Genomic DNA, 23,907 nt, shown 5'->3' on the forward strand with positions numbered 1-23,907 from the left:
CTGCCCGCAGCGCTACTTGGTGCAGCCCTCCTTCTTTTTCCGGCCGTCGACGAACGCCTTCGCGAAACGCAGGGTGTTGCGGCGGGTGACCTCGGTGCCCTGCTCGCCCTTGGAGAACGAGAAGCGGAAGGACAGCGAGTCGGCCCGGTCGGTGCCGCAGGGGGTGGACAGGTGGAGGTCGTTGTCCCCTTGCACCGCCCAGTGTGTGCCCGCGATGTGCACGCTCTTCGCGTGCTTCAGGGACTCGGACTTCAGGGACACCTGCTTGTCCTCAGCGGTGAGCGGCTTGTCGAGCCGGGTGATGTCGACCTGCACGGCGATGGGCCCGTCCACCACGTTCACCTGGCAGTCGGCCAACGAGCCGTCCTCACCGACCGGCCGCAGTGACTGGTGCAGCTTCTCCCCGTCCGGGAGCAGCGGTTCCAGCACCTTCTGCGGCACACGCACACCGCAGATCTCGCGAGGCACGGCGTAGTCCCGGCCGTCGGTGGAACAGCCGGCCACGAGGAGGAGGGCAATGCCGGGAACGACCGCCGCCAGCCCCCGGCGGCACTTGGTGGTCACTGGTCTCCCGAGTCCTCGCGGGCGTTGGCCTTGCCGTCGTTGGCCGCCGAGTCGATCCTGTCCCAGAGGCCGTGGTCCGGCGAGAAGCCCGTACGGCCATCGGCCCAGTGGGCGTTGGTGTCGTACCACTCGTTCTTGAGCGCCTCCATCCGCGCCTTCTGGACGTCGGCCACCTGCTTGTTGTCCCCGGTCGCCTGGTCCGTGATGCGGGCGGTCTCGTCCTCGACCAGCGCCTTGCTGACGGCGAACGCCGCGCGGTCCACATGGCTGCCGCCCCAGGGCAGGAAAGAGGCGGCTGTCCCGACCACCAGGTAGCCGCCCATGCCTTTGGCGCCCCAGCCGGCGTCCTTGAGGTCGGCCGCCTTCTGATCGCCGATGGCCTGGTAGCGGGCCTCCTCCAGGAAGCCGACGGTGCGCCCGGTGCGGTTGAGGCTGTCCTCGGGGGCCTCCTTCTCGGAGTGGATGTCGTGCACCATCGCGCCGTTCATGGCCTCGTTGAGCACCTGATAGCTGGCCGGGTCGCGGGAGATCTGCTTGGAGACCTCCAGCAGGTGATCCCGGTCGAGCACCTGCTCCTCGGGGGAACCGCCCATCGTCATGTGGGTGTCCGTGCCGTGGTTGCCGAGCAACTTGGCCATGTCGTCGCGGAGTTCGACGGGCATGTCGTCCTTCTGGCCGGCGAGCCGTTCCAGTGCGCCGTCCAGTACGTCGTCGTGCGCCTGGGTGTGCTTCACATAGGTGGCCGCGGGGTCGTCCGGGTTCATTCCGCTGCCCGCCGCGAGCAGGGCGTCGCCCAGCGCCTCGCGGGAGGGGAGCCTGACGCCGTCGTCTGGGCCCATGCTGTCGGGCTGCTCCTCGTCGAACCACGTACGGCCGCCGTTGTCCATGTCCTTGAGGAAGTAGTCGGCCCTGCCGGGGTCGTTGAAGAACGCCGTGGACGCGTCCGGATTGTGGCTGAGCGCCTTGAAGTAGCCGGTCATCGGGTCGGCGCCGGTCGCCTTGCTCCCGGGGTCGAGATCGGTGTACTGACCCACCAGGCCCCAGGCGGAGGGCGCGTCCGGCTTGCTCTTCTCGAACTTGTACATGGCGTCGCCGTACCGGCCGAGAAAGCCCTGGTCGAACTCGCCCTTGCCCATCAGACTGCTCATGATCTGGAAGCCGTACGGCTTGGCCAAGGGGCCCAGGCCCTCATGGCCGAACTGCTTGGTGCCCGCCGCGATGACCTCGTTCTCCCACTGCTGCATCGCGGGCGTCTGCTGGCGGGTCGCGTTGCCCAGGGTCATGCTCAAGTTGCCCTGGACATGGTCGAGCAGGACGGCACGTGCGCCCTCGGGGGTGTCGCCGTGGCCGGGGTCGGCGAGGTCGCGCCAGAACTGGAGGGTGCCCTCGCCACCCATCCTGGTCGCGAACGTCTCGGTGAAGCCGGAGTTGTCCCGCTGGTCCCGCAGCACGTCGTTGAAGCGTTCGAGCTCCTTGTCGTCCAGTTCCCAGACCTTGACGTCGCCGTCCTTGAACCGCTTCGCCCAGTACTCCGCGTCCACCTTGCCCTGGCGTTTGTCGGCGCCCTTGACGCTGTCGGCGGCCGCGCCGGAGAAGTCGTACTTGCGCTTGGCGATGGCCCGCAGTTCGCGGGCGACGATGCGGTCGGTCTCCCCGGCGTTCCACAGCACCCGCTCGACGCGCTTCTCCGCGGCGTCGATCTGGGCCTGGGTCGGCGGCTTGATGTCGGCGTCGCCGGCGACCGCCGGCGGAGGCACGGACGCGGTGCCGCCCCCCTTGTCGTTGATGTAGATGTTGTCCTTGGCGACCTCGGTGACGATCTTCTCCAGATCGCTCTTGTGATCGGTGAACGCCTTGTGGGCCGACTTCAGCAGCCCCAGGACGTCCTGCGCCTCCTCGAGCAGTTCCCCGAACTGCCTGGCGGTCTTGGTGACGAACCGCCCGGTCGCTTCGGCGTTCTCGCCCTTCCAGTCCGCCTTGGTCACCGCCGACTGGAAGTCGAGGGCCGTCGTGGCCGGGGCGTCCTTGCCCGCGCCGCCCTCGCCGCTGCCGTCGCGCAGGTTGCGCAGCCGCTCGACCAGTTCCGTCCAGTCGGTGATCGCGGTGTCCAGCTTGCCGAGCCGCAGATCCCTCAGCTGTGCGACGGTCATCTTCTGCGTTTCCGCCATGGTGACGTCCCCCGTCCGTTGAACGCTTACTTGATCTGGTCGTCGAGCTTCGCGATGGACGACATGGCGGTCGTGACCTTCTCCTCGTCCCTGCCGTGAGCGCCCTTGGTGAACTCCAGGTGGTCGGAGATCTGGCCGCAGGCATCCTGGAGCGTCTTGAGCTTGGTGTCCCAGGCGTCCTTGAGTTCGGTGAGTGCCGCGCCCATGTCCAGCCCGTCGCCGGTCAGCGAGGCGGCGGCCTCGGTCGTCGAGGTGCGGGCGTGTCTGCCGTCGGTGGTGAGCTGCCGCCGCAACCCGAACGCCATGTTCCCCAGCTTGCCCAGTTCGTCGTCGTGCACGACGAGATCCACGTTGCCGCCGGAACCATCTCCCGGATGACCGCCCCCGGTCGGATGGCCCCCTGTTGGGTGCCCTCCGGTCGGATGCCCTCCGGTCGGGTCCCCGTTGAGCTGCATCCGGGTCGCGTCGGTCTCCGGTGCGGCGTTCGCCTTCGCCTGCTCCCACTCGGTGAAAGTCACATCTGACACCCCGTTCCGTTTCGTGGACGGCGAAAACATTCAACGTAGGTGTCTGCTCGATGTGCAGCAACCGGCGTACGGGATGTGCGCAGCGAAAATCCTTTGCTCCGCTGGGTGTGCCCCTGCGCACAATGAGCTGCGGGGAAGCGCCGTCACGGGGGCGGGCTTCCAGGGCCCTGGCGGCTCTGTTCATCTAGTTGCTGTTGCCCGCTTGATACGGGGGAGTTGGACTGTCATGACGTACGTGGAGATGCCCGGGGCCCGGGTGCCGATCCGGATGTGGACGGATCCCGGCTCGGTGGAGGACGCGGCGCTGCGGCAGCTCCAGAACGTGGCGACGCTTCCGTGGATCAAGGGCCTCGCGGTGATGCCCGATGTGCACTACGGCAAGGGCGCGACCGTCGGTTCCGTCATCGCGATGCACGGCGCGGTCTGCCCGGCGGCCGTGGGGGTGGACATCGGGTGCGGGATGTCGGCGGTGCGCACGTCGCTGACGGCCAACGACCTGCCGGGGGACCTCTCGCGGCTGCGCTCGAAGATCGAGCAGGCCATTCCGGTGGGCCGCGGTATGCACGACGAGCCGGTGGAGCCCGGCGATGTGCACGGGCTGCCGACCTCGGGGTGGGACGACTTCTGGGCGCGCTTCGGCGGCGTCGCCGAGTCCGTACGGTTCCGGCAGGAGCGGGCCACCAAGCAGATGGGCACGCTGGGCGGCGGCAACCACTTCATCGAGGTGTGCCTGGACACCACGGACCAGGTGTGGCTGATGCTGCACTCCGGTTCGCGGAACATCGGCAAGGAGCTCGCGGACTTCCACATCGGCGAGGCGCAGAAGCTCCCGCACAACCAGGGCCTGGTCGACCGCGACCTCGCGGTCTTCGTCAAGGACACCCCGCAGATGGCGGCCTACCGGCACGACCTGTTCTGGGCGCAGGAGTACGCCAAGTACAACCGGGCGCTGATGATGGGGCTGCTCAAGGACGTGGTCCGCAAGGAGTTCAAGAAGGCGAAGCCGGTCTTCGAGGAGACCATCTCCTGCCACCACAACTACGTGGCGGAGGAGAGCTACGACGGGATGGACCTGCTCGTCACCCGCAAGGGCGCGATCCGCGCGGGCGGCGGCGAGTTCGGCATCATCCCGGGCTCGATGGGCACCGGCTCGTACATCGTCAAGGGCCTCGGCAACGCGGCCTCGTTCAACTCCGCCTCGCACGGCGCGGGCCGGCGCATGAGCCGGAACGCGGCGAAGCGGCGGTTCTCCGAGCAGGATCTCGTGGAGCAGACGCGCGGGGTGGAGTGCCGCAAGGACGCGGGCGTGGTGGATGAGATACCCGGCGCCTACAAGCCGATCGAGCGCGTCATCGATCAGCAGCGGGATCTGGTGGAGGTCGTCGCCAAGCTGCGGCAGGTCGTGTGTGTGAAGGGCTGACCGGGGCCCGGCAGGCGGAGCAGGGGCCCCTTGGGGGAGGGGGTCTCATCGGGGGTGACCGGCGATGAGGTGACTCATCGCCGGTCCTGCTCCATGCCGCGCCCCAGCCGTCGGCACCTGGGTGGGTGCCCACCTTCCCGAACGGGCAAGTCCACGGCTCAGGCCACTGTCCGCACGGTCGCCCTGCGCAGCGCGTCGCGCAGCCGGTCGCGGGCCTCGGTCTGGGCGGCGATCCGGGCCTCCAGGACGGCGAGCCGTTCCTGGGCGATGCGCAGGCCCTCGGCGGAGGGCGGGACGGTGGCCATGTCACCGTCCAGGCAGGCGGCGAAGAAGCCGATGTCCTCCAGGGTCAGCCCGGCGTCGAGGAGATAGCGGATGTTGCGGACGCGGACCTCGGCAGCGGCGTCGTAGACGCGGTAGCCGTTCGGTGTCCGCCGCGAGGTGAGCAGGCCCGCCTGCTCGTAGTGCCTCAGGGCCCGTGCCGTCGTCCCCGTCCGCTGTGCCAGCTGGCCGATCCGCATGCTGCCGCCACCTCCCGGAGGGAGTGTAATCACGGCAGGCAGGGCGGCAGATACGGCTGTCGTCATGCCAGCACCGCTCCCCCGTCGACCGGCAGCACGGTGCCGGTGACGAACGACGCCTCGGGCGCGGCCAGCGAGACGATGGCCCAGGCCACTTCCTCGGGCCGGCCGATGCGGCCCAGCGGGGTGTGGGCGATCTGCCACTCGCGGATCGCCCGGAGCTGCTCGGGGCCGAGGCCGCGGTGCTCGCCGATGGGGGTGTCGATGGCGCCGGGCGCGACGGCGGCCACCCGGATGCCGTGCGGCGCCAGGTCCACGGCCCAGCTACGGGTGAGCAGTTCGAGCGCGGTCTTGGTGGCGGCGTACAGGGAGTTGCCCGGCCAGGCGCGCTGGCCGATGGACGTACTGACGTTGACGATGACGCCGCCCGCGGGGGCCTGCTGGAGGGCGGGGAGCGCGGCCTGGGTCAGCAGGACGGGCGCGGTGAGGTTGGTGGCCAGCTGGGTGTCGATGCTTTCGCGGGTGTAGTCGCCCAGGCTCTCCGCGCAGACGATGCCGGCGTTGTTGACGAGTACGTCGAGCCGTCCGGTCGCCTCCAGCGCGGCAACCACGATGCGCTCGGGTGCGTCCTCCTCCGTGACGTCGGCGGCGAACGGGGTGATGGCGCCGGCGCCGGGTTCCGCCGCGGTCTCCTGGAGCGGTGCGGTACGGCGGCCGACGGCGAGGACATGCGCTCCTTGCGCGGCGAAAGCACGCGCCGTGGCCCGGCCGATGCCGGTTCCGGCACCGGTGACGACGACGGTACGGGGCTGCGGCGCGGTGGTGATTTCGGTCATGCCCGCATCGTCGGACCCTGCCGCCAACGTCAAGGTCAAGCCGGGCCCGCCCGGGGCCTTGGGGAGGCCGGGAAATGGGCCTGAACGAGGGCACGGGCAGGGCCGGACAGGGTCCGACCAGGCCCGGAGGCGCACCGGAGAGGCACCGTTCTCCGCTGGGGATCCTGCGCGGTGAATCACCCGGAATCTACGCGCGCTGCCCGACAACCCCCACCGCACTCTCCGCACTTCTCATGGGGAAGTGAACGCCTGGGCACGCAGAGTGCTCATATGGCTTAAGGTCTGGGAAGTCGAGCGCATCTCCACAAAAGGGGCGGGGTCAGATGCGCCGTGGGGGTTCCGCGTACCTGGGGGGGTTCATGCGGCGCGACTCTGCGTTCGTGTCCGAGGTGGGGAGACCGGCCGGGCCGGGGATGGGAAGAGGCGGCAGAATCAGGAGGGGGAACAGGGGTGGCGGCCCGGAGCGGTCCGGCGCAGCCGACATCAGGGACAAGTCCCGTTGGTACCGGCCCGTGGCACTGGCCGTCGACACCGTCGGCATCGCGCTTCCGGTGGCGTTCTTCTTCCACGAGGCCGAACAGCCGCACGCCGGCATGGCCGCCGCGACGGCCACGCTCAGCTGGTTAGGCGTACTGGCCGGGCACCGGCGGTACGGGCAGCGCTGGCTCGGTGAGACGCGCGGCGTGCTGACCACCCTGCACGACTGGCTGACGCTGCTCGGGCTGCTCGCCGTCGTCCGCGTACTGACGGGTGAGCACTCACCACCCGCCCTCGCGCTGCTCGCCCTCGCGCCGGCGCCGCTGCTCACCACGGCCTGCCGGTCACTGACATACCGTCATCTGGCGGGCCAGCGCCGCGAGGCGCACGCCGTGCAGCGGGCGCTGGTGGTCGGCGAGGGCAGCGCCGTGGACCGGGTGGTGGAGCAGCTGGCCAGCCGGACCGACCATCCGTACGTCGTCATCGGCGCCGTCCCGGTCGGCCCGACCGCCAACCGCAGCGGCGTCCCCGAGGCCGGGCAGCTGGCGGCCGCACCGCACGGACCGGACAGCGGCGGCACGGACGGGGCCGCGGTGGTGGCCGCGGCACGGCTGCACGCCGCCGACACCGTGCTGGTGGCTCCCGGCTCACTGCTGTGCGGCGAACGGCTGCGCACGCTGACCTGGGCGGTGCAGGACGCGGGGCTGCCGCTGGTGATCTCCTCCGGGCTGGCCGACGTGGCACTGCGCCGGGTACGCCCGTCCACCGCCGCCGGGCTGCATCTGCTGCATGTGGACCCGCCACTGCGACGGGGCCCGCAGCTCGCCCTCAAGGCGGCGCTGGACCGGACGAGCGCCGCGCTGGGACTGGTGCTGCTCGCGCCGCTGTTCGCGCTGATCGCGCTGGTGATACGGCTCGACTCGGCCGGGCCCGCGTTCTATCGGCAGACCCGCATCGGCCATCGCGGGGCGCCCTTCACCATGTGGAAGTTCCGCTCCATGGCCGTCGACGCCGACCGGCTGCGGCCCCAACTCGCCGCCGCGAACGAGGTGGACGGCCCGCTGTTCAAGATGCGGGCCGACCCCCGGATCACCCGGGTGGGCCGCGTGCTGCGGCGTACGTCCCTGGACGAACTGCCGCAGTTGCTGAACGTTGTGCGCGGCGAGATGTCACTGGTGGGCCCGCGGCCCCCACTGCCGGAGGAGGTGGCCGCGTACGGGGCAACTGCGTTGCGGCGGCTGCTGGTCAAGCCGGGGCTGACCGGACCGTGGCAGGTGAGCGGGCGGTCGGACCTGTCCTGGGACGAGAGCTTGGCGCTGGATTTGCGGTACGCGGACAACTGGTCGCTCACCACTGATCTGGACCTGCTGGCCCGCACCGTGCGGGCCGTGGTCGACGGGCGGGGGGCGTACTGATGTCCTCCCGGACCCGGCATGAGGGGCGCGCCCCGAAGGGGCGCGGGGAACTGCGCGAGCAACCACAGCTCACCCGCAGCCTGCGGACGTCAGACAGGGGCACCCCCGCATCAGGACCGCAGCCACCACTCGTACGTCGAGCGGATACCCTCCCGCAAAGCGATCTCCGGGCGGAAGCCCAGCCCGAACAGCCGGGAGACGTCCAGAAGTTTCCGCGGCGTACCGTCGGGACGACTGGCGTCCCACTCGATGCCGCCGCCGTAACCGACCACGTCGGACACCGTGCCGGCGAGCGCCGCAATCGTCAGGTCCTCGCCGCAGCCGACGTTGACCGGCATCGCATCGTCGTACTCGCGCAGCAACAGCAGACAGGCCCGCGCCAAGTCGTCGACGTGCAGAAACTCGCGGCGCGGTGTGCCGCTCCCCCACAGCACCACCCGCTCGGCCCCGTCCCGCTTCGCCTCATGGAAGCGGCGGACGAGCGCCGGGAGGACGTGCGAGGTCTCCAGGTCGAAGTTGTCGCCGGGGCCGTAGAGATTGGTCGGCATGGCCGAGATGTACGAGGCGCCGTACTGCTCGCGGTAGGCGCGGATCTGGGTGATGCCCGCGATCTTCGCCAGCGCGTACGGCTCGTTCGTCGGCTCCAGGGCGCCGGTGAGCAGGGCCTCTTCGGTGATCGGCTGCGGCGCGTGCTTGGGGTAGATGCAGGACGAGCCCAGGAACAGCAGCCGGGGCACGCCCGCGGCGTGCGCACCCGCTATGACGCTGAGCTGGATGCGCAGATTGTCCTCCAGGAACGGCACGGGCTGCGTCTTGTTCGCCATGATCCCGCCGACCTTGGCCGCCGCCAGCACCACCGCGTCCGGCCGCACCTCGCGCAGCCAGCGTTCGGTGCGGTCCGCGTCGCGCAGGTCGAGCGCCGTGCGGTCGCGGGTCAGCACCTCGTACCCCTCGGCCGCCAGCCGACGGGTCACGGCGGAGCCCACCAGTCCGCGGTGGCCCGCGACGAAGACTCGGGCGGCGGGCGGCAACAGGGCACCCGAGGCGCCCGACGGGGCTGGGATGCGGGCGGACTCGGCGGTGTGCGGCTTCGGCGTCATGCTGCCGGATTCTGCCAGCAGAAACCCCAGTTCGGGGAGATAGCCGACAAAGAGAACGTAACGACCAGGCCGCCCCGTGCAGGGGCGGCGGACAACTCCACCCTCAACCTCCACCAGGACGGCGGCACATGGCCAAGAGCGCACTGATCACCGGAATCACCGGCCAGGACGGGTCGTATCTGACCGAGTTCCTGCTCGCCAAGGGCTATACGGTGCACGGCCTGCTACGCCGTTCCTCGTCCTTCAACACCGGCCGCATAGACCACCTGTACGAGGACCCGCACGACGAGGGCCGCTCCCTGGTGCTGCACCACGCCGACCTCGCCGACGGCGTCGCGCTCGTCAATCTGCTGCGCGATCTGCGGCCCGACGAGGTCTACAACCTCGGCGCCCAGTCCCATGTACGGGTCTCCTTCGACTCCCCCCTCTACACCGGGGACGTGACCGGGATGGGCACCATGCGGTTACTGGAGGCGATCCGGGCCAGCGGCATCGACACCCGTATCTACCAGGCGTCGTCCTCGGAGATGTTCGGTGCGGCCCCGCCCCCGCAGCACGAGGCGACCCCGTTCCATCCGCGCAGCCCCTACGGCTGCGCGAAGGTCTTCAGCTACTGGTCGACGGTCAACTACCGGGAGGCCTACGACCTGTTCGCGGTGAACGGCATCCTGTTCAACCACGAGTCCCCGCGGCGCGGTGAGACCTTCGTGACCCGCAAGATCACCCGCGCCGTCGCCCGCATCCGGGCCGGACTCCAACAGCACCTGTACCTGGGCAACCTGGACGCCGTACGCGACTGGGGTTACGCGCCCGAGTACGTCGAGGCGATGTGGCTGATGCTGCAGGCCGACGCACCCGACGACTACGTCGTCGCCACCGGGGTCGCGACGACGGTGCGGGAGTTCCTGCACGAAGCCTTCCGGGCCGGCGGGCTGGACTGGCAGGAGCACGTCCGCTTCGACCCCAAGTACCAGCGGCCCACCGAGGTCGACGCGCTGATCGGCGACGCCGCGAAGGCGGAGGCCCGGCTGGGCTGGAAACCGCGGGTCATGTGGGGTGAGTTGGCCCGGATCATGGTCGAGGCCGACATCTCCGCACTTGACGCGGAGCTCTCTGGCGCGGCGGTGCGCGTTGACCGCGGCTGACGGCCCAAGCTTCGCGGGGTGGGGCACCCCGAAGGGGCGCGGGGAACTGCTCCCCCAGCCTCCGGCCGGGAGGTGCCCCCAAAGCCACGACGTAGCCGCAGCCCGCAATCGTCGGACAGGGCCACCCCCTCACCGAAAAGAACAGACGCGGCACAACCCAATGGGGGACAGCAAATGAAACGCAGCAAAAGCCGCAAGGCGGCAACCGCGACAGCGGTCATGGCGCTGGCCGCAACAGCCCTGGCGGGCCCCGCCCTCACCGAGCGCGGCGCCCAGCAGGCGCAAGCCCTCACGGCGCCGGTGGCGATGACGGCGGATGACTTACCGACATGGCAGACGAACGGCGTCGTATGGGCAATGGCCCAGTCCGACGGCGTCGTCTTCGCGGGCGGCACCTTCTCCGCCATCCGCCCGCCCGGCGCGGATCCGGGCACCGGCGAGCGGCAGGCCGTCAACTTCGCGGCGTTCGACGCGGCGACGGGCGCACCCACCGACTGCCGGCTCAATTTCACGGTGGGCAGCGGCGCGGCCACCGTACGGGCGCTGACGGTCTCCCCGGACGGCAACACCCTCTACGCGGGCGGCAACTTCGCCGCCGTCAACGGCACCCACGTCAGCCGGGTGGCCGCCATCGACATCGCGACGTGCAAGGTGAAGCCGGAGTTCAACGTGTCGGTGTCCGCCACCGTGCACGCGCTCGCCGCCACCGACGACACCGTCTATCTGGGCGGGGACTTCACCTCGGTGGAGGGCCAGAGCCGTGGCAGGTTCGCCGCGCTGAGCACCGGCGGCGAGCTGCGGTCCTGGAAGGCGGACGCGGACCTGACGGGACGCGCCGTGGAGGTCACCCCGGACGGTCGGAGTGTGGTGCTCGGCGGCGACTTCGCCCGGGTGCGGGGTACGGACTCGCACGCGCTGGCCGTCGTCGACTCCGCGTCGGGCGCACTCAAACGCGCCTACGGGCGCACCTTCGTGCCCCGTAACTCCGTGGTCAAGAGCCTGCATGTGGACGAGACCGGGATCTACACCGCCAACGAGGGCACGGGCGGCGGGGTGTTCGACGGGCGGATCGCACTGGATCTGGACGACTTCAACCAGCGCTGGCGGGACACCTGTCTGGGCGCCACCCAGGACGTGACCGTCTACAAGGGCGTCCTCTACAGCAGCTCGCACGCGCACAACTGCTCCAGCATGGGGCAGTTCGGGGAGCTGTACGAGCGCCAGCATCTGCTGGCCGAGTCGGTGGACGACCCGACACCGCTGCTGTCGTGGTTCCCCGACACCGACGACGGCCCGGCGAACGTGGAGCAGGTGGGGCCCCGCGCCATGGTGGTCTCCGCCAGCGGCGGCAGGGACTACATGTGGGTGGGCGGCTCGTTCTCCCGGATCTCCAGCAACGGCAACAAGCCGCAGCAGGGCCTGGTGCGGTTCGCCAACGGACCCGACACCCGGGATCCGACCGTCCCCGAAGGCGTGAACGCGGCCAACGTCCTCAGCGGCGTAAGAGTGACCTGGCCGGCCAGCACCGATCTGGACGACCGCGCGCTCACCTACCGCATCTACCGCAACGGCGCGTCCGAGCCGGTGGGCACCGTCCGGGCCAACTCCACCTTCTGGGACCGGCCCACGGTCAGCTTCACCGACACCACCGTCAAGCCCGGTACGGACTACACCTACCGGATCACCGCCAGTGACGCGGACGACACCAACACCAGCGCCCGCTCGGCAGGCGCGACGGTACGGACACCGGGGACGCCGACGGAGACGACGGTGGAGCGGGAGGCGACCGCCGACGCGTATGTGAACGGCTCCTCGGCCACCTCCACCTACGGCAGCCACCAGCAGCTGGCCGTACGCGGCTCGTCCCCGTACGAGAGCTACCTGCGCTTCAGTGTGCCGGCGCCGCCCAGCGGCATGGTGCTGGACGACGCCAAGCTGACGGTCACCACCAGCGCCGACAGCTATGCGCCGAGCAGCGACACGGTCAGCGTCCGCCCGGTCACCGGCTCCTGGTCGGAGTCCGGGGTGACCTACGCCCAGCGGCCCTCACTGGGCCCGACGACGCTGGGCTCGCTGGGCGGCGCGGCGGAACCGGGCACGGCCTACGACATCCCGCTCAGCAAGAGCGCCGTCGGGGACGCGGCGGGTGACAGCCTCGATCTGGCGCTCACCAGCGCGGGCAGCGACAGCATGTGGCTGCTGGCGCGCGAGTCCGGGGGCACCGGCCCCAAGCTCACGCTGACCTACCGGAAGCCGTGAGCGTCCGTAAGGCCGCAGCAGCCGCGGTGGCCGCCCTCGTGGCGGCCACCCTGGCGCTGACGGCCGGCTGCGGCGCGGGTGGGGACAAGCAGGACCGGGCGGAGGAGAGCGACCACGGCGGACGGCCCCGCGCGAGCGCCCCCGCGGCGCAGGACAAGGAGCCGCCGCCCTCGCAGGGCGGCCGTGCACGGCAGCCGAAGGACGAGGCCACACCGAAGGTGCCCCGCGCCGAACTCACCCCGGCCACCGGTTCGTTCACCAAGAAGGAGAAGAAGTACCTGGTCGGCCGGGTGCCCGAGGGCCTGGAGCCGGCCACCGTGCTGGAAGCGGGCCGCACCGCCTGTGCACGGCTGCGTACGACGGCAGAGGCGAGCCGCAAGGACGCGATCAGCGCGCTGAAGGCCGGCGAGATCGACAACGCCGAGCCGGCGGTCGAGCACCTGTGCCCGAAGTTCAAGCCGCTGCTGGAGGCGGCGGGCAAGAAGTAGCGCCGAGAAGTGCCGCCCGAAGTGAAGTGACAGCCCGACCCAGGAGAGAACCCTCGTGCAGAAACTGCCCGTCGTCGTCGCGATACCGACCAAGAACGAGGCCGAGAACATCGCCACGACCGTACGCTCCGTGATCGATCACTTCGCACACGTCGTCGTGGTCGACTCGGACAGCACGGACGACACCCGCGCACTCGCCAAGGCCGAGGGCGCCGAAGTGCTGCCCTACACCTGGGACGGCGGGTATCCGAAGAAGAAGCAGTGGTGCCTGGAGCACGTACACCCGGAGATCGACTGGGTCTTCTTCCTCGACGGCGACGAAACGCCCAGCCCGGAGCTGCTGGCCGAGATACGGCACATCTTCAGCCCGCCGCCCGGGCACACGGTGCGCCCCGCCGCCTTCGACATCCCGCTCGGCTACTGGTTCGCGGGGCGCAGGCTCCGGCACGGGTACACCATCGTCAAGCGGGTGCTGCTGGACCGCACCCGCTGCCGCTTCCCCGAACCGGACGATCTGGCCGCACCCGGCATGGGCGAGCAGGAGGGCCACTACCAGCCGCTGGCCGACCCGGTGGTCCGCCTGCACTCCCCCATCGAACACCAGGACCTGGATCCGGTACGCACCTGGTTCGAGCGGCACAACCGCTACTCGGACTGGGAAGCCTGGCTGGAGCGGCACCCGGCCGTACGGGAGCAGATCCGGCAGGCCAAGACCCGGCAGGGCCGCCTCTTCCACCGGGCGCCGCTCAAGCCGCTGGTCTCCTTCGCCTACGCCTACGGCTGGAAACGGGGCTTCCTCGACGGCCGCGCCGGGCTCGACTACGCGCTGGCCATGAGCTTCTACCGCTGGCAGATCGGCCTCAAGGCACGCGAGTTGGCGTCGGTCGGGAGGGACGAGCACTGACCCGTTCCCGCACCGTCGCGTATATGTTCCGCAAGGTGTCCACCACCGCGTCCAGTGTGAAACTCTCCTGCGCCAGCCGCCAGGCCGCCCGCGAGGCGGCGGCGTTGGCCGCCGGGTCCAGCAGCTCCAGCACCGCCCGGCCGACCCGCGCCGCGTTCTCCGGGTCGGCCGGCGCACTGTCCACCAGCCGTCCGGCCCCGGCAGCTGCCACATCCGGCGCCAGTCCGCTGGTGCGGGTGACGACGACGGGCAGCCCCACCGACAGCGCCTCCAGCACGGAGACGGAGAAGGCGTCCTTGATGGACGGCAGCACATATACGTCGCCGGCGCGCAGCCGCTCGATGACGCCGGCGTGGTCGAGCGCGCCGATGTACTCCAGCGCGTGCCCGACCCCCAGCGAACGGGCCAGCGCCAGCATCTCGCCGGCCAGCGCACCGGTGTCCGGACCGGCCATCACGAACCGGGCTTCGGGGCACTTGTCCAGCACCGTCGGTATCGCCCCGACGAAGTCCTGCGGGCGCTTGCCCTCCTGTACGCGGGCGCAGTACAGCACGGTGGGCGGCCGCCCCGGCTCCCTGACGGTGTCCCGCATAGGCTGCGGAGCGACCCCGTTGACCAGCCGGTACGCCGGTCCCATCGGCTCCGGCGCCACCACCGCCTCGGTCAACTCCCGCTCCCCGGACGTGAGATGGAGCACCGCGTCGGCCCTCTTCAGCACCCAGCGCAGGCCCAGCACATCCACCGCCTTCGCCACCCGCTTCTCGGTCGGGTCGATCATGCCGTGCGTCTGCAGCACGAGCGGGCGGCCCATCCGAGCCGCCAACAGTGCGACGGGGAGGGTGACCAGATCCCGCATGAGATGGACGTGCACGACGTCCGCGGAGCGCAGCATCCGGGGAGCCGTCGCCAGGAGGGCGGCGGACGTGATGCCGCTGACCTCGAAACGCGGCAGCACATGCCGGGCCTGGAACAGCCGGGCCGGAACACCGTCCACCACCCGCGGCAGCGCCTCCCCCTCCGGGAACCCGTCCCCCAGCGCCACCAGGGCCGCCCGGTCGCCCTTCGCCCGTAACCCCCGGCACAGATTGAGCGCGACCCTGGTCGGACCACCGAAATCGTGCGTGGGCGTGTGCAACGTGACGATGTGCAGCGCCTTCAATTGGGCCCCCTCTGTGGATACTTACGGAGACATTAGCTGTTTTTTCCGCAGAGAGGACATGCGCCCCGAAGGGGCGCGGGGCTGTTTTCATGTGCGGCTCCGCCGCGTGGGCGCGCCGGCCATGGGGGCACCTCCCTGCTCGAAGAGCTTGGGGGAGCGCCCGCAGTCCGCGACGCCCAAACAGAGGCACCCCCTCCCCGGAACAAGGGAGGGGGCCGAGACATGAGCGCGGCCACCGAACGACCCGCGGCGGCATTCCCACGCGCCGTACTGTCAAGGGCCCTCGCAATCCCTCTCGTCGCCGCGCTGGTAGCCGTGCTGCCCGCGACGGTCGCGACACAGCCGGGCCCGGGCCCACACGACGCCGCGTACTGGCTCCAGTTGGCGACTTGCGCATACGCGGGCACCCGCCTGGCGGCAATGGTGCTGACCCCGCACCGCCGCCTCATCCAGGGCGCCTTCTGGCTGTTCTGCTACATCGCGATGGGCATCGCCCCGCTGGCGCAGACGGTGCTGGACAGCACGCCGACGCCGGTGGTCGGCCCGCGGTCCGACACCGTACTGGCATCGGCGCTGGTGCTGGCGGGCATCGTCGCGTTCGACGTGGGGGCGCTACTGGCCCGCCACCGGCCGCCGCTGCGCAGCCGGATGTACGACCGTCACCGGCCCGCGGCGATCGTGCACCCGCGGCGGCTGTATGTGCTGTGCGTGCTGGCGCTGGCGGGCAGCGGGCTGCTGGTGGCCAAGCTGGGCGGCCCCGGGGTCTTCTTCAGCAACCGGCAGGAGATCAGCGAGTCCATCGAGGGCGCGGCCGGCGCGGCGAGCGCGGAGGCGGCCTCGCAGGCGGGCTCCGCGTTCCTGCGCGGGTTCGGCACCGTGCCCGCGCTGCTGGCGCTGCTGTTCCTCACCCGCTGGCTGGTGGTCTCCAGGGCGGCGCGGCGCAGGCCGCTGGTGCCGGTGCTGTGGCTGGCGATGCTGGCGCTCAACGTCGTCGTCAACAACCCGGTTTCGAACCCGAGATACTGGTTTTTGACGGTGCTGTTCTCGCTGCTGTTCACCGCGTTCCCGCGTAGCCCGGTGATGTACCGGGCCGCGCTGGCGACAGGGGTGGCGGTGGCGCTGGTGGTGTTCCCGTTCGCGGACCGGTTCCGCTACGAGGAGGGCACCGACCGGCCCCAGCAGTCGACGGGTTCGATCCTGGAACCGCTGACGATGAAGGACTACGACCAGACGGGCATGCTCGCCAACACGGTCACGTTCGTCGACTCCGGCGAGGGCCACAGTTACGGCCGCAATCTGACCGGCACCGCACTGTTCTTCGTGCCGCGCTCTATGTGGACCGGCAAGCCGCACGACCCGGGCACCCGGGTGGGCGAGTGGATGGGCATGCCGTATCCGAACCTCTCCTCCCCGCTGTGGGCGGAGCTGTGGCTGGACTTCGGCCCGCTGGGCATGGCACTCGGGTTCGCCGCCGTCGGCTACGGCGCAGCGCGCGCGGACCGGCGCTATGCGCGGCGTACGGCGCAGGAGGCTGCCGCCGGGCCGCCGGGGAGGGAGAGCCCGCGGGACCGGGCGGGTCCTGGCAGCGTCGCCGCTGTGGCAGTGCCGCTCATCGCCGGTTACAGCTTCATCCTGCTGCGGGGTTCGTTGCTCCAGGGGATGGGGCGGGTGGCGATCGCGGTTCTGTGTCTCGCGCTCGTCACGACGTTTCGGCAAAGCCGGGAGGGCCGCAGCTCGGGGCGTTAGGGGGACGCGCCCCGTCAGGGGCGCGGGGAACTGCGCGACCAGCCACAACGCGCCCGCAGTCTGCGGACAACAGGCAGGGGCACCCCCTCGTCAGGACCGGGGTGGGACCGCAACAGCCGGACCGCCCGCACCCAGCTGGCCGTGCCCTTCGCCGCCGAGCCAAGACACAGCCCCCACGCCGCGCCGAGCACCCCGCCCAGCGCGTAACCGCCCAGTAGACAGCCGACGGACACGAGGGAGAACACGAGCTGGATCGGCAACGTCGTCCGCGGCCGCAGCACCCGCAGGGTCAGCAGACCGCAGGTGCCGAGCGCCATCGCCGCGTACTGACTGCCGGTGGCCGGCAGCAACCCCGCCGCCGACGCCCAGGTGTCACCGAGCAGCGCCCGCCCGTACCCGTCCGGCAGCAGCACCAGCACGGTGGTCCACGCCACCGCCACCGCGGCCAGCACTCCCCCGGCGGCGCCCGCCGCACGGGCAGCACGGCGCGGCTCCCCGACGCGGTTGAGGAGCGGAGGGCCGAACCCGGTGGCCGCGTTGAACAGCACGTTCATCGGCCCGTAGAGAGTGGTGGCCCCGCGCAGCGCGCCCACCGCCAGCGGGTTGGCGATCAACCCCAGCCCGATGATAGCCAGTTGACTGCCCGCGTTGCCGACGCCGAACTCGACGGCGAACCTGCGGCCCAGATGGTCCCGGCGCAGATAGCGGCCCGGGTCCTGGCCGGCGCCCCGGGTGTGCCGCCGCAGCAGCCACAGCGCCACCGCCAGGGCGGGCAGCGCGGACAGGCCCCAGGCCAGCAGGAGCCTGGGCGCCCCGGCACCGGGCGGCTGCACGGCCAGCGCGGGCAGTACGGCGGCCAGCCGTAACACGTCCGCGGCCAGGGCGTGCTGGGGCCGCTGAAGGATGGAGAAGGCGTAGCGGGTGGTCTCCTGCGTCAGCGCGAGCGGCAGCACCAGCGCGAGGGCCGCCAGCGCGGCGGCCGTTGTTCCGCCGGTCGCCCACAGCACGAGAGCGGCGGGGGCGCCGAGCGCGGCCGCCGCCAGTGCGGTGAACACCACCGCGGAACGGCACGCCCTCGCGACGGTTCGCCCCTCACCCGGCTCGTCCTTCTCCAGGACGAGGGCCTGGCCGACGTAGGCGACGGTGAGGCCGAGCAGGACGGTGAAGACCGTGTAGACGAGGGAGAACGTGGCGAACGCGTGCACGTCCGATCGCCGTGCGGCGACGATCAGCACGGCGATGTTCGTCCCTGCGGATACGCCTTGGTCGGCGATGGAACATATGAGGGCCGAGCGGGTTCCTTGCCGCCGCGCCATGGGTTGTCTCCGTGTTCCGGCAGGGGGTGCCCCTGTCCGTGGTTCGCGGACTGCAGCTTCGTTGTGGCTGATCGCGCAGTTCCCCGCGCCCCTGACGGGGCGCGTGTCCCCTGCGGAGCTTGGGCAGTCTGCTCCCCCAGCCTCCGGCCGGGAGGTACCCCCAAGGCGCAGGGTGGGCAAGCGCAGCCCCCATGCGGGGTAAGCCGGACGGGAGGGCCCAGCCAATGGCGCTCAGCGGACCATGACGCGCAGGGCGGCGCCCTCCCGCGCGGGGCCTCCCCGGTCGGGTGGGGCCGGAGGGCCCGAGGGTGCGGGGCGCCGTTTGGGCTCACCGCCAGAACCCTCCGCATGGAGCAGCGCCCCCAGCACACACCCTCCCGCGCCGACCACCAACTCCCGTACCCGCGCCAGATCGTCCCGCCGTACCTCCCGCGGATCGCAGACGATCAGCACACAGTCGACGCGATCGATCAGCGCTATCGCGTCGGCGTACGACAGCACGGCGGGCGCGAGCACGATGAGCACGGAGTCGCGGTCGTCGGCGTGCCCGATGAGCTGGGTGACGGCGGACGAGGTGAGCGCGCGCGGCACTTTGCTGACGCGGTGTCCCGGCACCAGGTCGAAGACGCCGGACTCGCCCGCGTCGATGGGCACTCGGTGTCCGGTGGGCCAGCCAATGGTGCCGTGGCCGGGGGCGCGGGCCCATCCGGGCTGAACGCCGTCGGCCTGCTGGAGCCGTTCGGTGAGGGAGGGAGTGCGCAGGTCTGCCTCCAGCAGCAGCACTTCCTTGCCCATCTCGGCGAACGAGGCCGACAGGTTGACGGAGGCGGCCAGCGCCGTGCCGATGCTGCCGCGCGGCGGGACGACGAGGACGCGGCGGCGCCGCGCGAACGTCTCGTCGTAGGCGAGCCGGAAGGCGACCGAGCGGTACTCCTCGGCGAGCCGGCCGTCGGCGAGCAGCGAGCGGGAGGGCGAGCGCCGTTCGGGACGCTTCCCGCTGCCGCGCCGCCCGTGCGGCAAGGTGCCCAGTACGGGCGCGTGCAGGGCGCGTACGACATCGCCCGGCGTGCGGACGGCGGGGTCGAAGACGAGCCGTACCCAGGCGGCGAGCAGGCCGAGGCCGACGCCGACGGCCGCGCCGAGGCCCAGCATCAGCGGCAGCCCCGGCCCGGCGGGCGCGGCGGGCGGGGTGGCCTTGGTGACGACGCGGCCCGGAGTGGTGTCCTCCGCGCGCAGATCGCTGATGCTGCCGTTGATCTCGGCGATGCGGTTGACGACGGAGGAGTGCGCCGAGAGCGTGCCGTCGAGTGCGCCTTGCTTGCCGGAGGAGGCGATCTCCTCGGCGAGCCGGTCGCGTTCCTTGAGGAGCGGGGCGCGCTGCTTCTCGTAGGACGAGACCATGCTGGTGACGCGGTTGGTGGCGTCCTTCTCGCGGTTGTCGAGGTAGGCCGTGGCGAAGGCGTTGGCGCTGCGCGCCGCGGTGCGGGGGCTGGGCGCGGTGTAGGCGAAGCGCAGCATGCGGGTCTCGGGCGGGTTGGTGACCTGGAGGTCGGCCGCGAGCCGCTGGGGGCCGGTGTCGGTGTGCAGTGCGCGGGCAGCACGTTCGGCGACGACGGTGCTGAGCGCGGTGCGCCGCTCGGAGCCCATGCTGATCTCGCCGGGGGCCGTCTTCTCGCCGCTGCTGCTGTCGATGGGCAGCGGGCGGACGGTGACCTCGGTGGTGGCGGTGTAGGAGTCCGCGCCGCGTACCCCGAGCCAGCCGCCGCCCAGGACACCCAGCACGATGCCGAGTGCGATCAGCCAGCGGTAGCGCAGCAGTTGGCGGAACTGGTCGCGGAGCAGATCGGGTTCGTCGTACGCGGGAACGTGGCCGCCCGGACCGCGTTCGGCACCGGCGGGGGGTGCGCCGCGATCGCTCATGCCGTACCGCCCTGCTGCCGTGCCGCACCTGGCGCCGCGCCCGGCAAGCCGGTGCGGCGGAGCAGCGGCCATGCGCGGGGCACCGTCCGGTGGGACCGGGGGGCGGGGGCCAGCGTGAGGGCTTCGTCCAGCAGCGCCGTCAGCCGGCCCAGTGCCGCTTTACGGCCCAGGTGCCCGGTGGCGTATGCCTGCCCCGCGGCGCCGAGTGCCGCGGCGTGCATCGGGTCGGCGGCGAGTCTGCGGAGCGCGGCGGCGAGCGCCGCGGGGTCCTCGGGCGGGACCAGGAGCCCGGCGCCGGAGCGGCGCACTTCCCCCGCGGTGCCGCCGTCCGCGGCGACGGAGGCGATGACGGGGCGGCCCGCGGCGAAGTAGGAGGTGAGCTTGGAGGGGACGCTCATGTCCAGCACGGAGGCGCGCTGGGTGACGGCCAGTATGTCGGCGGCGGCCAGCACGTCGGGGAAGTCGCCCTCGGCGGCGGGCGGCAGCAGTTCGGCGCCGGGCAGCGGCGCGGCCAGCTCGGCGAGGTGCGGGCGCTGGTTGCCGTCGCCCATCAGGACGATGCGCAACCGTTCCTCCCGGAGCAGCCCGGCGGCCTCGATCAGCACCTCCAGGCCCTGTTTGAGGCCCATGTTGCCGGAGTGCAGCACGACCGTCTCGTCCTGCCGCCAGCCGAGCCGGGCCCGGGTCTCCTCCCGTGGCCGGGAAGGGGCGGCGATATGCGTCCAGTTGGGGACGGTACGGATCCGGGAGGCGGGCACGCCCATGGCGGCGACGCGGTCGGTGAAGCTCTCGTGGATGACGCCGACGAGGGTGGCCGCCGCCAGCACCCGGCGCTCGACGGAGCCGGCGAGCGCGGCCGCGCGGTCACCGCCCCGGATGCCGCTCTGTGCCGCCGCCGCGCCCATCAGGTCCTGCACAACGGGTACGAACGGCACGCCGGCCGTACGGGCCAGCCGCGCGCCCAGCACCCCGCCCGCGAGGCTCGGTAACTGCGCGACGACCGCGTCCGGCCGCCCGCCCAGGCGGGGCGGTACCAGCAGCCCGTGGGCGAGGATCGACGCCTCGTACAGCGCCCGGCGCCCGGCGGTCTGCCGGGGCGGGACGGTGTGTCTGCGGCGGTGCACCCGTACTCCGGCGCGCAGTTCGGTCGCCCGCCAGAAGCCCCGGTAGGCCGGGTCCGTACGCCAGGCGGGGTAGTGCGGCATTCCGGCCAGGACGTGCACGTCCCAGTCGGGCTGTGCGGCCCAGTGCTCGGCGAGCTGCGCGGCATAGGGCCCTATGCCCGCCTGCTCGGGTGCGTAGTTGGTCGATACGAGCACCACCCGGCGTCCGGGCACGCCGTCGCCGTTCACCATGAATCCCCCCACTGGTCCGCCCCTCGTTCCCCTCGGGCAGCGTAACGCCTGTCGTGCACGCTTTCGCCAACGTGTCCCAGTTTCTTGCGGGTTGTGGTTGCATGCAGCGATGTACGGCGGCCGGGGAGGGCCGCCGTGCATCCAATGGCTCTCGCCCTGGGGGGAATTCGCATGACCCACACCGTCGGCTACGCGCCCGGTGCCTACGACCTGTTCCACGTCGGCCATCTGAACCTGCTGCGGCACGCCCGCTCCCGGTGCGACTACCTGGTCGCGGGCGTCGTCTCGGACGAGATGGCCGAGCGCGCCAAGGGCAGCCCGCCGGTGATACCGCTGGTCGAGCGGCTGCAGATCGTCCGCAGCATCCGCTTCGTGGACGCGGCGTTCGTGGAGACGGTGCCGGACAAGCTGGAGACGTGGCAACAGGTCAGATTCGATGTGCTGTTCAAGGGGGACGACTGGCGCGGTACGCCCAAGGGCGAGAAGCTGGAGGCGGATTTCCGTACCGTCGGCGTAGAGGTCGTCTACTTCCCATACACCATGCATACGTCCAGCACTCAGCTGCGGCGTGCGCTGGACGTGCTCGCCGCACCGTCGGGGCCTGCGGAGTCCGTCACCCCTGAGGTGGGGCGGACAGCTCCCGGAACCATTTGACGGCGAACGCCACGAGGAAGAGCACGTAGCAGGCGAACAGGACGGTGTACCCGGCACGGAACAGCACCGGGGCGCCCAGCAGCAGGAAGACGGCGCAGAAGACGCCGTAGTCGACGGGCAGCAGGGCGAGGGCACGCAGCGGTGAGGGGGGCCGGGAGGGGGTGCTGCCGGCGGACTGCCGGGGGCGGAGCTTGTCGGTGAGCAGACCGCCGAAGAAGATCAGCACCGCCACGAGCTGGAAGCCCAGCGGCAGCAGCAGCCAGCCCTCGCCGGGCAGTTCGGCGAAGCGGTGGAAGGAGATCAGTACGGCCGAGTGCAGCGCGGTGATCTTGGCGCAGTCCACGACGTGGTCCAGCCACTCCCCCGCCGGGCTGCCGCCGCCCCGCAGCCGCGCCAGCTGCCCGTCGGCGGAGTCCAGCGCGAAGCCGATGACGAGCGCGGCGTACACGCACAGCCCCAGCGTCCACGACGGCCGTACCAGCGCCACGGCCGCCACCCCGGCGAAGCTGAACACCGCGCTCGCCAGCGTCACCTGGTTCGGGCCGAGCCCGGCCCGGTGGGCGGCAGCGGCGAACACCCGGCCGAGCGGCCGGTTGACGTACCGCGAGTAGAGCGAGACCCCCTTGGCCGTCTTCTGCGCGGCCCGTAACCGCCGCAGCGCCGTGCCGAATGCCGCGGGTTCCGTGTCCCGTGCCGTGGTGCCGGCCATGCGTCCCCCTGATCGTCCTGGAGCGATCGTGCTGCCGCGCATACTGTGCCAGGCAGCACAAGCGCGCCAGACCGCGCAGGGTAGGGTGCCGTTCGCCGACAGCACCGGGAGGGTGGGAACACGTGAAGGGGTCGAGGGCCGGCAAGAAGTCCCCGCGCATACCGTTGGCGGCGGCCGTGACCGCCGGGGCGCTGCTCGTCTCGCTCACGGGCTGTGTGACCGTGCACGGCGAGAGCGCCGTGGTCCCCGCGTTGAGCAAGGCGGAGGCGGCGAAGGTCCTGGAGACCTTCGTGGCGAAGAACAACCGCGCCAATACCGCATACGACGCCCGGCTCAACGCCACCATCGAGTCGGGCGCGCTCGGCGCCATCGACCAGGCGGGCCTCAAGTCCCGTAAAGAGGTCGACCCCAAGGGCAACCCCGACTACCGGCCGCTGAAGCTGACCGACACCCGCTATCTGATCCCCGAGCAGGCCGGCTGGCCCAAGTTCTTCGTCACCGACTCCAAGAGCAACCGCAAGGGGCAGGGCCGCTGGCTCTTCGTCTTCCAGCGGGACCGGGCCGACGGGCCGTGGAAGGCGTCGTACCTCTCGGTCGTCGACCCCGACGAGATCCCGCGGTTCGCCCGCGACAAGGACGGCCATGTGAAGGCCGTGCCGGTGGGCGGCGCCTCGGGGCTGACCGTGGCGCCGGACCAGCTGAGCAAGCGCTACACCCGCTACCTCCAGGAGGGATCGGGCGACGACTTCACCTCGGGGCCGCACACGAGCCGGATGCGCGAGCAGCGCGAGAAGGCGCTCAAGCGCACCAACGTGCGCAACGAGTTCGCGGACCAGGCCGCGCAGCCGCCGCAGTACGCCCCGTTCGGGCTGCGCACCAAGGACGGCGGGGCGCTGGTGTTCTTCGCCTCGCACCACCACCACAAGCAGACACTGCCGCGCGGCTACCACCCGCAGATCAAGGATCCGCTCGTCAAGGCGCTGATGACGGGTACGCCGAAACAGTCGGTGACCTTCGAGCGGGTCTCGGAACAGGCGGTCCGCGTCCCGAGCAAGCGCACCCAGGGCAAGGTCACCTTCCTGAGCCGCATCGAGGGCTTGACCGCAGCACGGGGCAGCTGACGCCGGTCCGGCGGATCTTGGCCGGTTCCGTGGTGCCCCTTCGGGGCGCGTCGCCCCTGCGAAGCTTGGGCAGTCTGCGCCAGGGGCGCAGGGTGGGCAAGCG

General features: G+C 71.4%; 20 protein-coding genes. 9 read left to right on the plus strand and 11 right to left on the minus strand.

Annotation, left to right across the window (positions count from 1 at the left end):
* Positions 1 to 12: 12 nt before the first annotated feature.
* The 3 genes from ACQEU8_RS28550 to ACQEU8_RS28560 are packed head-to-tail and all read right to left on the minus strand — an operon-like array spanning position 13 to position 3,250.
* A complete protein-coding gene (locus ACQEU8_RS28550; RefSeq protein ID WP_433106072.1) occupies positions 13 to 564 on the minus strand; it encodes a hypothetical protein in 552 nt (183 codons plus the stop codon).
* Positions 561 to 2,732, minus strand: coding sequence for a hypothetical protein (locus tag ACQEU8_RS28555; protein WP_433106074.1), 2,172 nt, complete (start codon positions 2,730 to 2,732; stop codon positions 561 to 563). The genes ACQEU8_RS28550 and ACQEU8_RS28555 overlap by 4 nt, the downstream gene beginning before the upstream one ends.
* Before the next feature lie 26 nt (positions 2,733 to 2,758).
* Complete coding sequence (locus ACQEU8_RS28560) at positions 2,759 to 3,250, minus strand: hypothetical protein (RefSeq protein ID WP_433106076.1); 492 nt, start codon at positions 3,248 to 3,250, stop codon at positions 2,759 to 2,761.
* A gap of 235 nt (positions 3,251 to 3,485) precedes the next feature.
* On the opposite strand from ACQEU8_RS28560, the gene ACQEU8_RS28565 reads away from it, so the two are divergent.
* Positions 3,486 to 4,679 carry an RtcB family protein gene (locus tag ACQEU8_RS28565; RefSeq protein ID WP_433106078.1) on the plus strand — a complete coding sequence of 398 codons (1,194 nt, stop codon included), beginning with the start codon at positions 3,486 to 3,488 and terminating at the stop codon, positions 4,677 to 4,679.
* Positions 4,680 to 4,837: 158 nt separating this feature from the next.
* Here ACQEU8_RS28565 and ACQEU8_RS28570 read toward each other — a convergent pair whose 3' ends face one another.
* Positions 4,838 to 5,200, minus strand: a complete 363-nt coding sequence (locus ACQEU8_RS28570; protein ID WP_433106080.1) for a MerR family transcriptional regulator — start codon at positions 5,198 to 5,200, stop codon at positions 4,838 to 4,840.
* Positions 5,201 to 5,262: 62 nt separating this feature from the next.
* Positions 5,263 to 6,036: an SDR family NAD(P)-dependent oxidoreductase gene (locus ACQEU8_RS28575; RefSeq protein WP_433106082.1), complete on the minus strand. Its 774-nt coding sequence runs from the start codon at positions 6,034 to 6,036 to the stop codon at positions 5,263 to 5,265.
* A gap of 413 nt (positions 6,037 to 6,449) precedes the next feature.
* Between ACQEU8_RS28575 and ACQEU8_RS28580 the strand changes: the two genes are divergently transcribed.
* Positions 6,450 to 7,928, plus strand: a complete 1,479-nt coding sequence (locus ACQEU8_RS28580) for a sugar transferase (RefSeq protein ID WP_433108791.1) — start codon at positions 6,450 to 6,452, stop codon at positions 7,926 to 7,928.
* Between the two features lie 110 nt (positions 7,929 to 8,038).
* Here ACQEU8_RS28580 and ACQEU8_RS28585 read toward each other — a convergent pair whose 3' ends face one another.
* Entirely contained in the window at positions 8,039 to 9,028 is a 990-nt protein-coding gene (locus tag ACQEU8_RS28585; protein WP_433106084.1) for a GDP-L-fucose synthase family protein, read from the minus strand.
* Positions 9,029 to 9,156: 128 nt separating this feature from the next.
* On the opposite strand from ACQEU8_RS28585, the gene gmd reads away from it, so the two are divergent.
* The 4 genes from gmd (at position 9,157) to ACQEU8_RS28605 (ending at position 13,824) form a co-directional block, all read left to right on the plus strand.
* Positions 9,157 to 10,173, plus strand: a complete 1,017-nt coding sequence (gene gmd / locus ACQEU8_RS28590; protein WP_433106086.1) for a GDP-mannose 4,6-dehydratase — start codon at positions 9,157 to 9,159, stop codon at positions 10,171 to 10,173.
* 174 nt (positions 10,174 to 10,347) lie between these two features.
* Complete coding sequence (locus tag ACQEU8_RS28595; RefSeq protein ID WP_433106088.1) at positions 10,348 to 12,432, plus strand: CBM96 family carbohydrate-binding protein; 2,085 nt, start codon at positions 10,348 to 10,350, stop codon at positions 12,430 to 12,432.
* The gene (locus ACQEU8_RS28600) at positions 12,429 to 12,920 is read left to right on the plus strand and encodes a hypothetical protein (protein ID WP_433106090.1); all 492 of its coding nucleotides are present in this window, start codon (positions 12,429 to 12,431) and stop codon (positions 12,918 to 12,920) included. The genes ACQEU8_RS28595 and ACQEU8_RS28600 overlap by 4 nt, the downstream gene beginning before the upstream one ends.
* Before the next feature lie 55 nt (positions 12,921 to 12,975).
* Entirely contained in the window at positions 12,976 to 13,824 is an 849-nt protein-coding gene (locus ACQEU8_RS28605; protein ID WP_433106092.1) for a glycosyltransferase family 2 protein, read from the plus strand.
* Here ACQEU8_RS28605 and ACQEU8_RS28610 read toward each other — a convergent pair.
* The gene (locus ACQEU8_RS28610) at positions 13,781 to 14,983 is read right to left on the minus strand and encodes a glycosyltransferase (RefSeq protein WP_433106094.1); all 1,203 of its coding nucleotides are present in this window, start codon (positions 14,981 to 14,983) and stop codon (positions 13,781 to 13,783) included. The two genes, ACQEU8_RS28605 and ACQEU8_RS28610, sit on opposite strands and share 44 nt — an antisense overlap.
* A gap of 222 nt (positions 14,984 to 15,205) precedes the next feature.
* Between ACQEU8_RS28610 and ACQEU8_RS28615 the strand changes: the two genes are divergently transcribed.
* The gene (locus tag ACQEU8_RS28615; RefSeq protein WP_433106096.1) at positions 15,206 to 16,729 is read left to right on the plus strand and encodes an O-antigen polymerase; all 1,524 of its coding nucleotides are present in this window, start codon (positions 15,206 to 15,208) and stop codon (positions 16,727 to 16,729) included.
* A gap of 14 nt (positions 16,730 to 16,743) precedes the next feature.
* On the opposite strand, the gene ACQEU8_RS28620 is transcribed toward ACQEU8_RS28615, so the two are convergent.
* The 3 genes from ACQEU8_RS28620 to ACQEU8_RS28630 all read right to left on the minus strand — a co-directional run bounded on the left by ACQEU8_RS28620 (position 16,744) and on the right by ACQEU8_RS28630 (position 21,320).
* Positions 16,744 to 18,045, minus strand: coding sequence for a hypothetical protein (locus tag ACQEU8_RS28620; protein ID WP_433106098.1), 1,302 nt, complete (start codon positions 18,043 to 18,045; stop codon positions 16,744 to 16,746).
* A gap of 231 nt (positions 18,046 to 18,276) precedes the next feature.
* On the minus strand, positions 18,277 to 19,965 hold the full coding sequence (locus ACQEU8_RS28625; RefSeq protein WP_433106100.1) for a lipopolysaccharide biosynthesis protein: 1,689 nt from the start codon (positions 19,963 to 19,965) through the stop codon (positions 18,277 to 18,279).
* Positions 19,962 to 21,320: a glycosyltransferase family 4 protein gene (locus tag ACQEU8_RS28630; protein WP_433106102.1), complete on the minus strand. Its 1,359-nt coding sequence runs from the start codon at positions 21,318 to 21,320 to the stop codon at positions 19,962 to 19,964. Before ACQEU8_RS28630 ends, ACQEU8_RS28625 begins: the two co-directional genes overlap by 4 nt.
* Positions 21,321 to 21,491: 171 nt before the next feature.
* Here ACQEU8_RS28630 and ACQEU8_RS28635 point away from each other — a divergent pair, with 171 nt between their 5' ends.
* The gene (locus ACQEU8_RS28635; protein ID WP_433106104.1) at positions 21,492 to 21,974 is read left to right on the plus strand and encodes an adenylyltransferase/cytidyltransferase family protein; all 483 of its coding nucleotides are present in this window, start codon (positions 21,492 to 21,494) and stop codon (positions 21,972 to 21,974) included.
* On the opposite strand, the gene ACQEU8_RS28640 is transcribed toward ACQEU8_RS28635, so the two are convergent.
* Complete coding sequence (locus tag ACQEU8_RS28640; protein WP_433106106.1) at positions 21,934 to 22,683, minus strand: CDP-alcohol phosphatidyltransferase family protein; 750 nt, start codon at positions 22,681 to 22,683, stop codon at positions 21,934 to 21,936. The genes ACQEU8_RS28635 and ACQEU8_RS28640 overlap by 41 nt on opposite strands.
* A 122-nt stretch (positions 22,684 to 22,805) precedes the next feature.
* On the opposite strand from ACQEU8_RS28640, the gene ACQEU8_RS28645 reads away from it, so the two are divergent.
* On the plus strand, positions 22,806 to 23,804 hold the full coding sequence (locus tag ACQEU8_RS28645; RefSeq protein ID WP_433106108.1) for a hypothetical protein: 999 nt from the start codon (positions 22,806 to 22,808) through the stop codon (positions 23,802 to 23,804).
* The last annotated feature ends 103 nt before the right edge of the window (positions 23,805 to 23,907 follow it).

It is taken from the genome of Streptomyces sp. CA-250714 (assembly GCF_050936705.1).
Classification (GTDB): domain Bacteria; phylum Actinomycetota; class Actinomycetes; order Streptomycetales; family Streptomycetaceae; genus Streptomyces.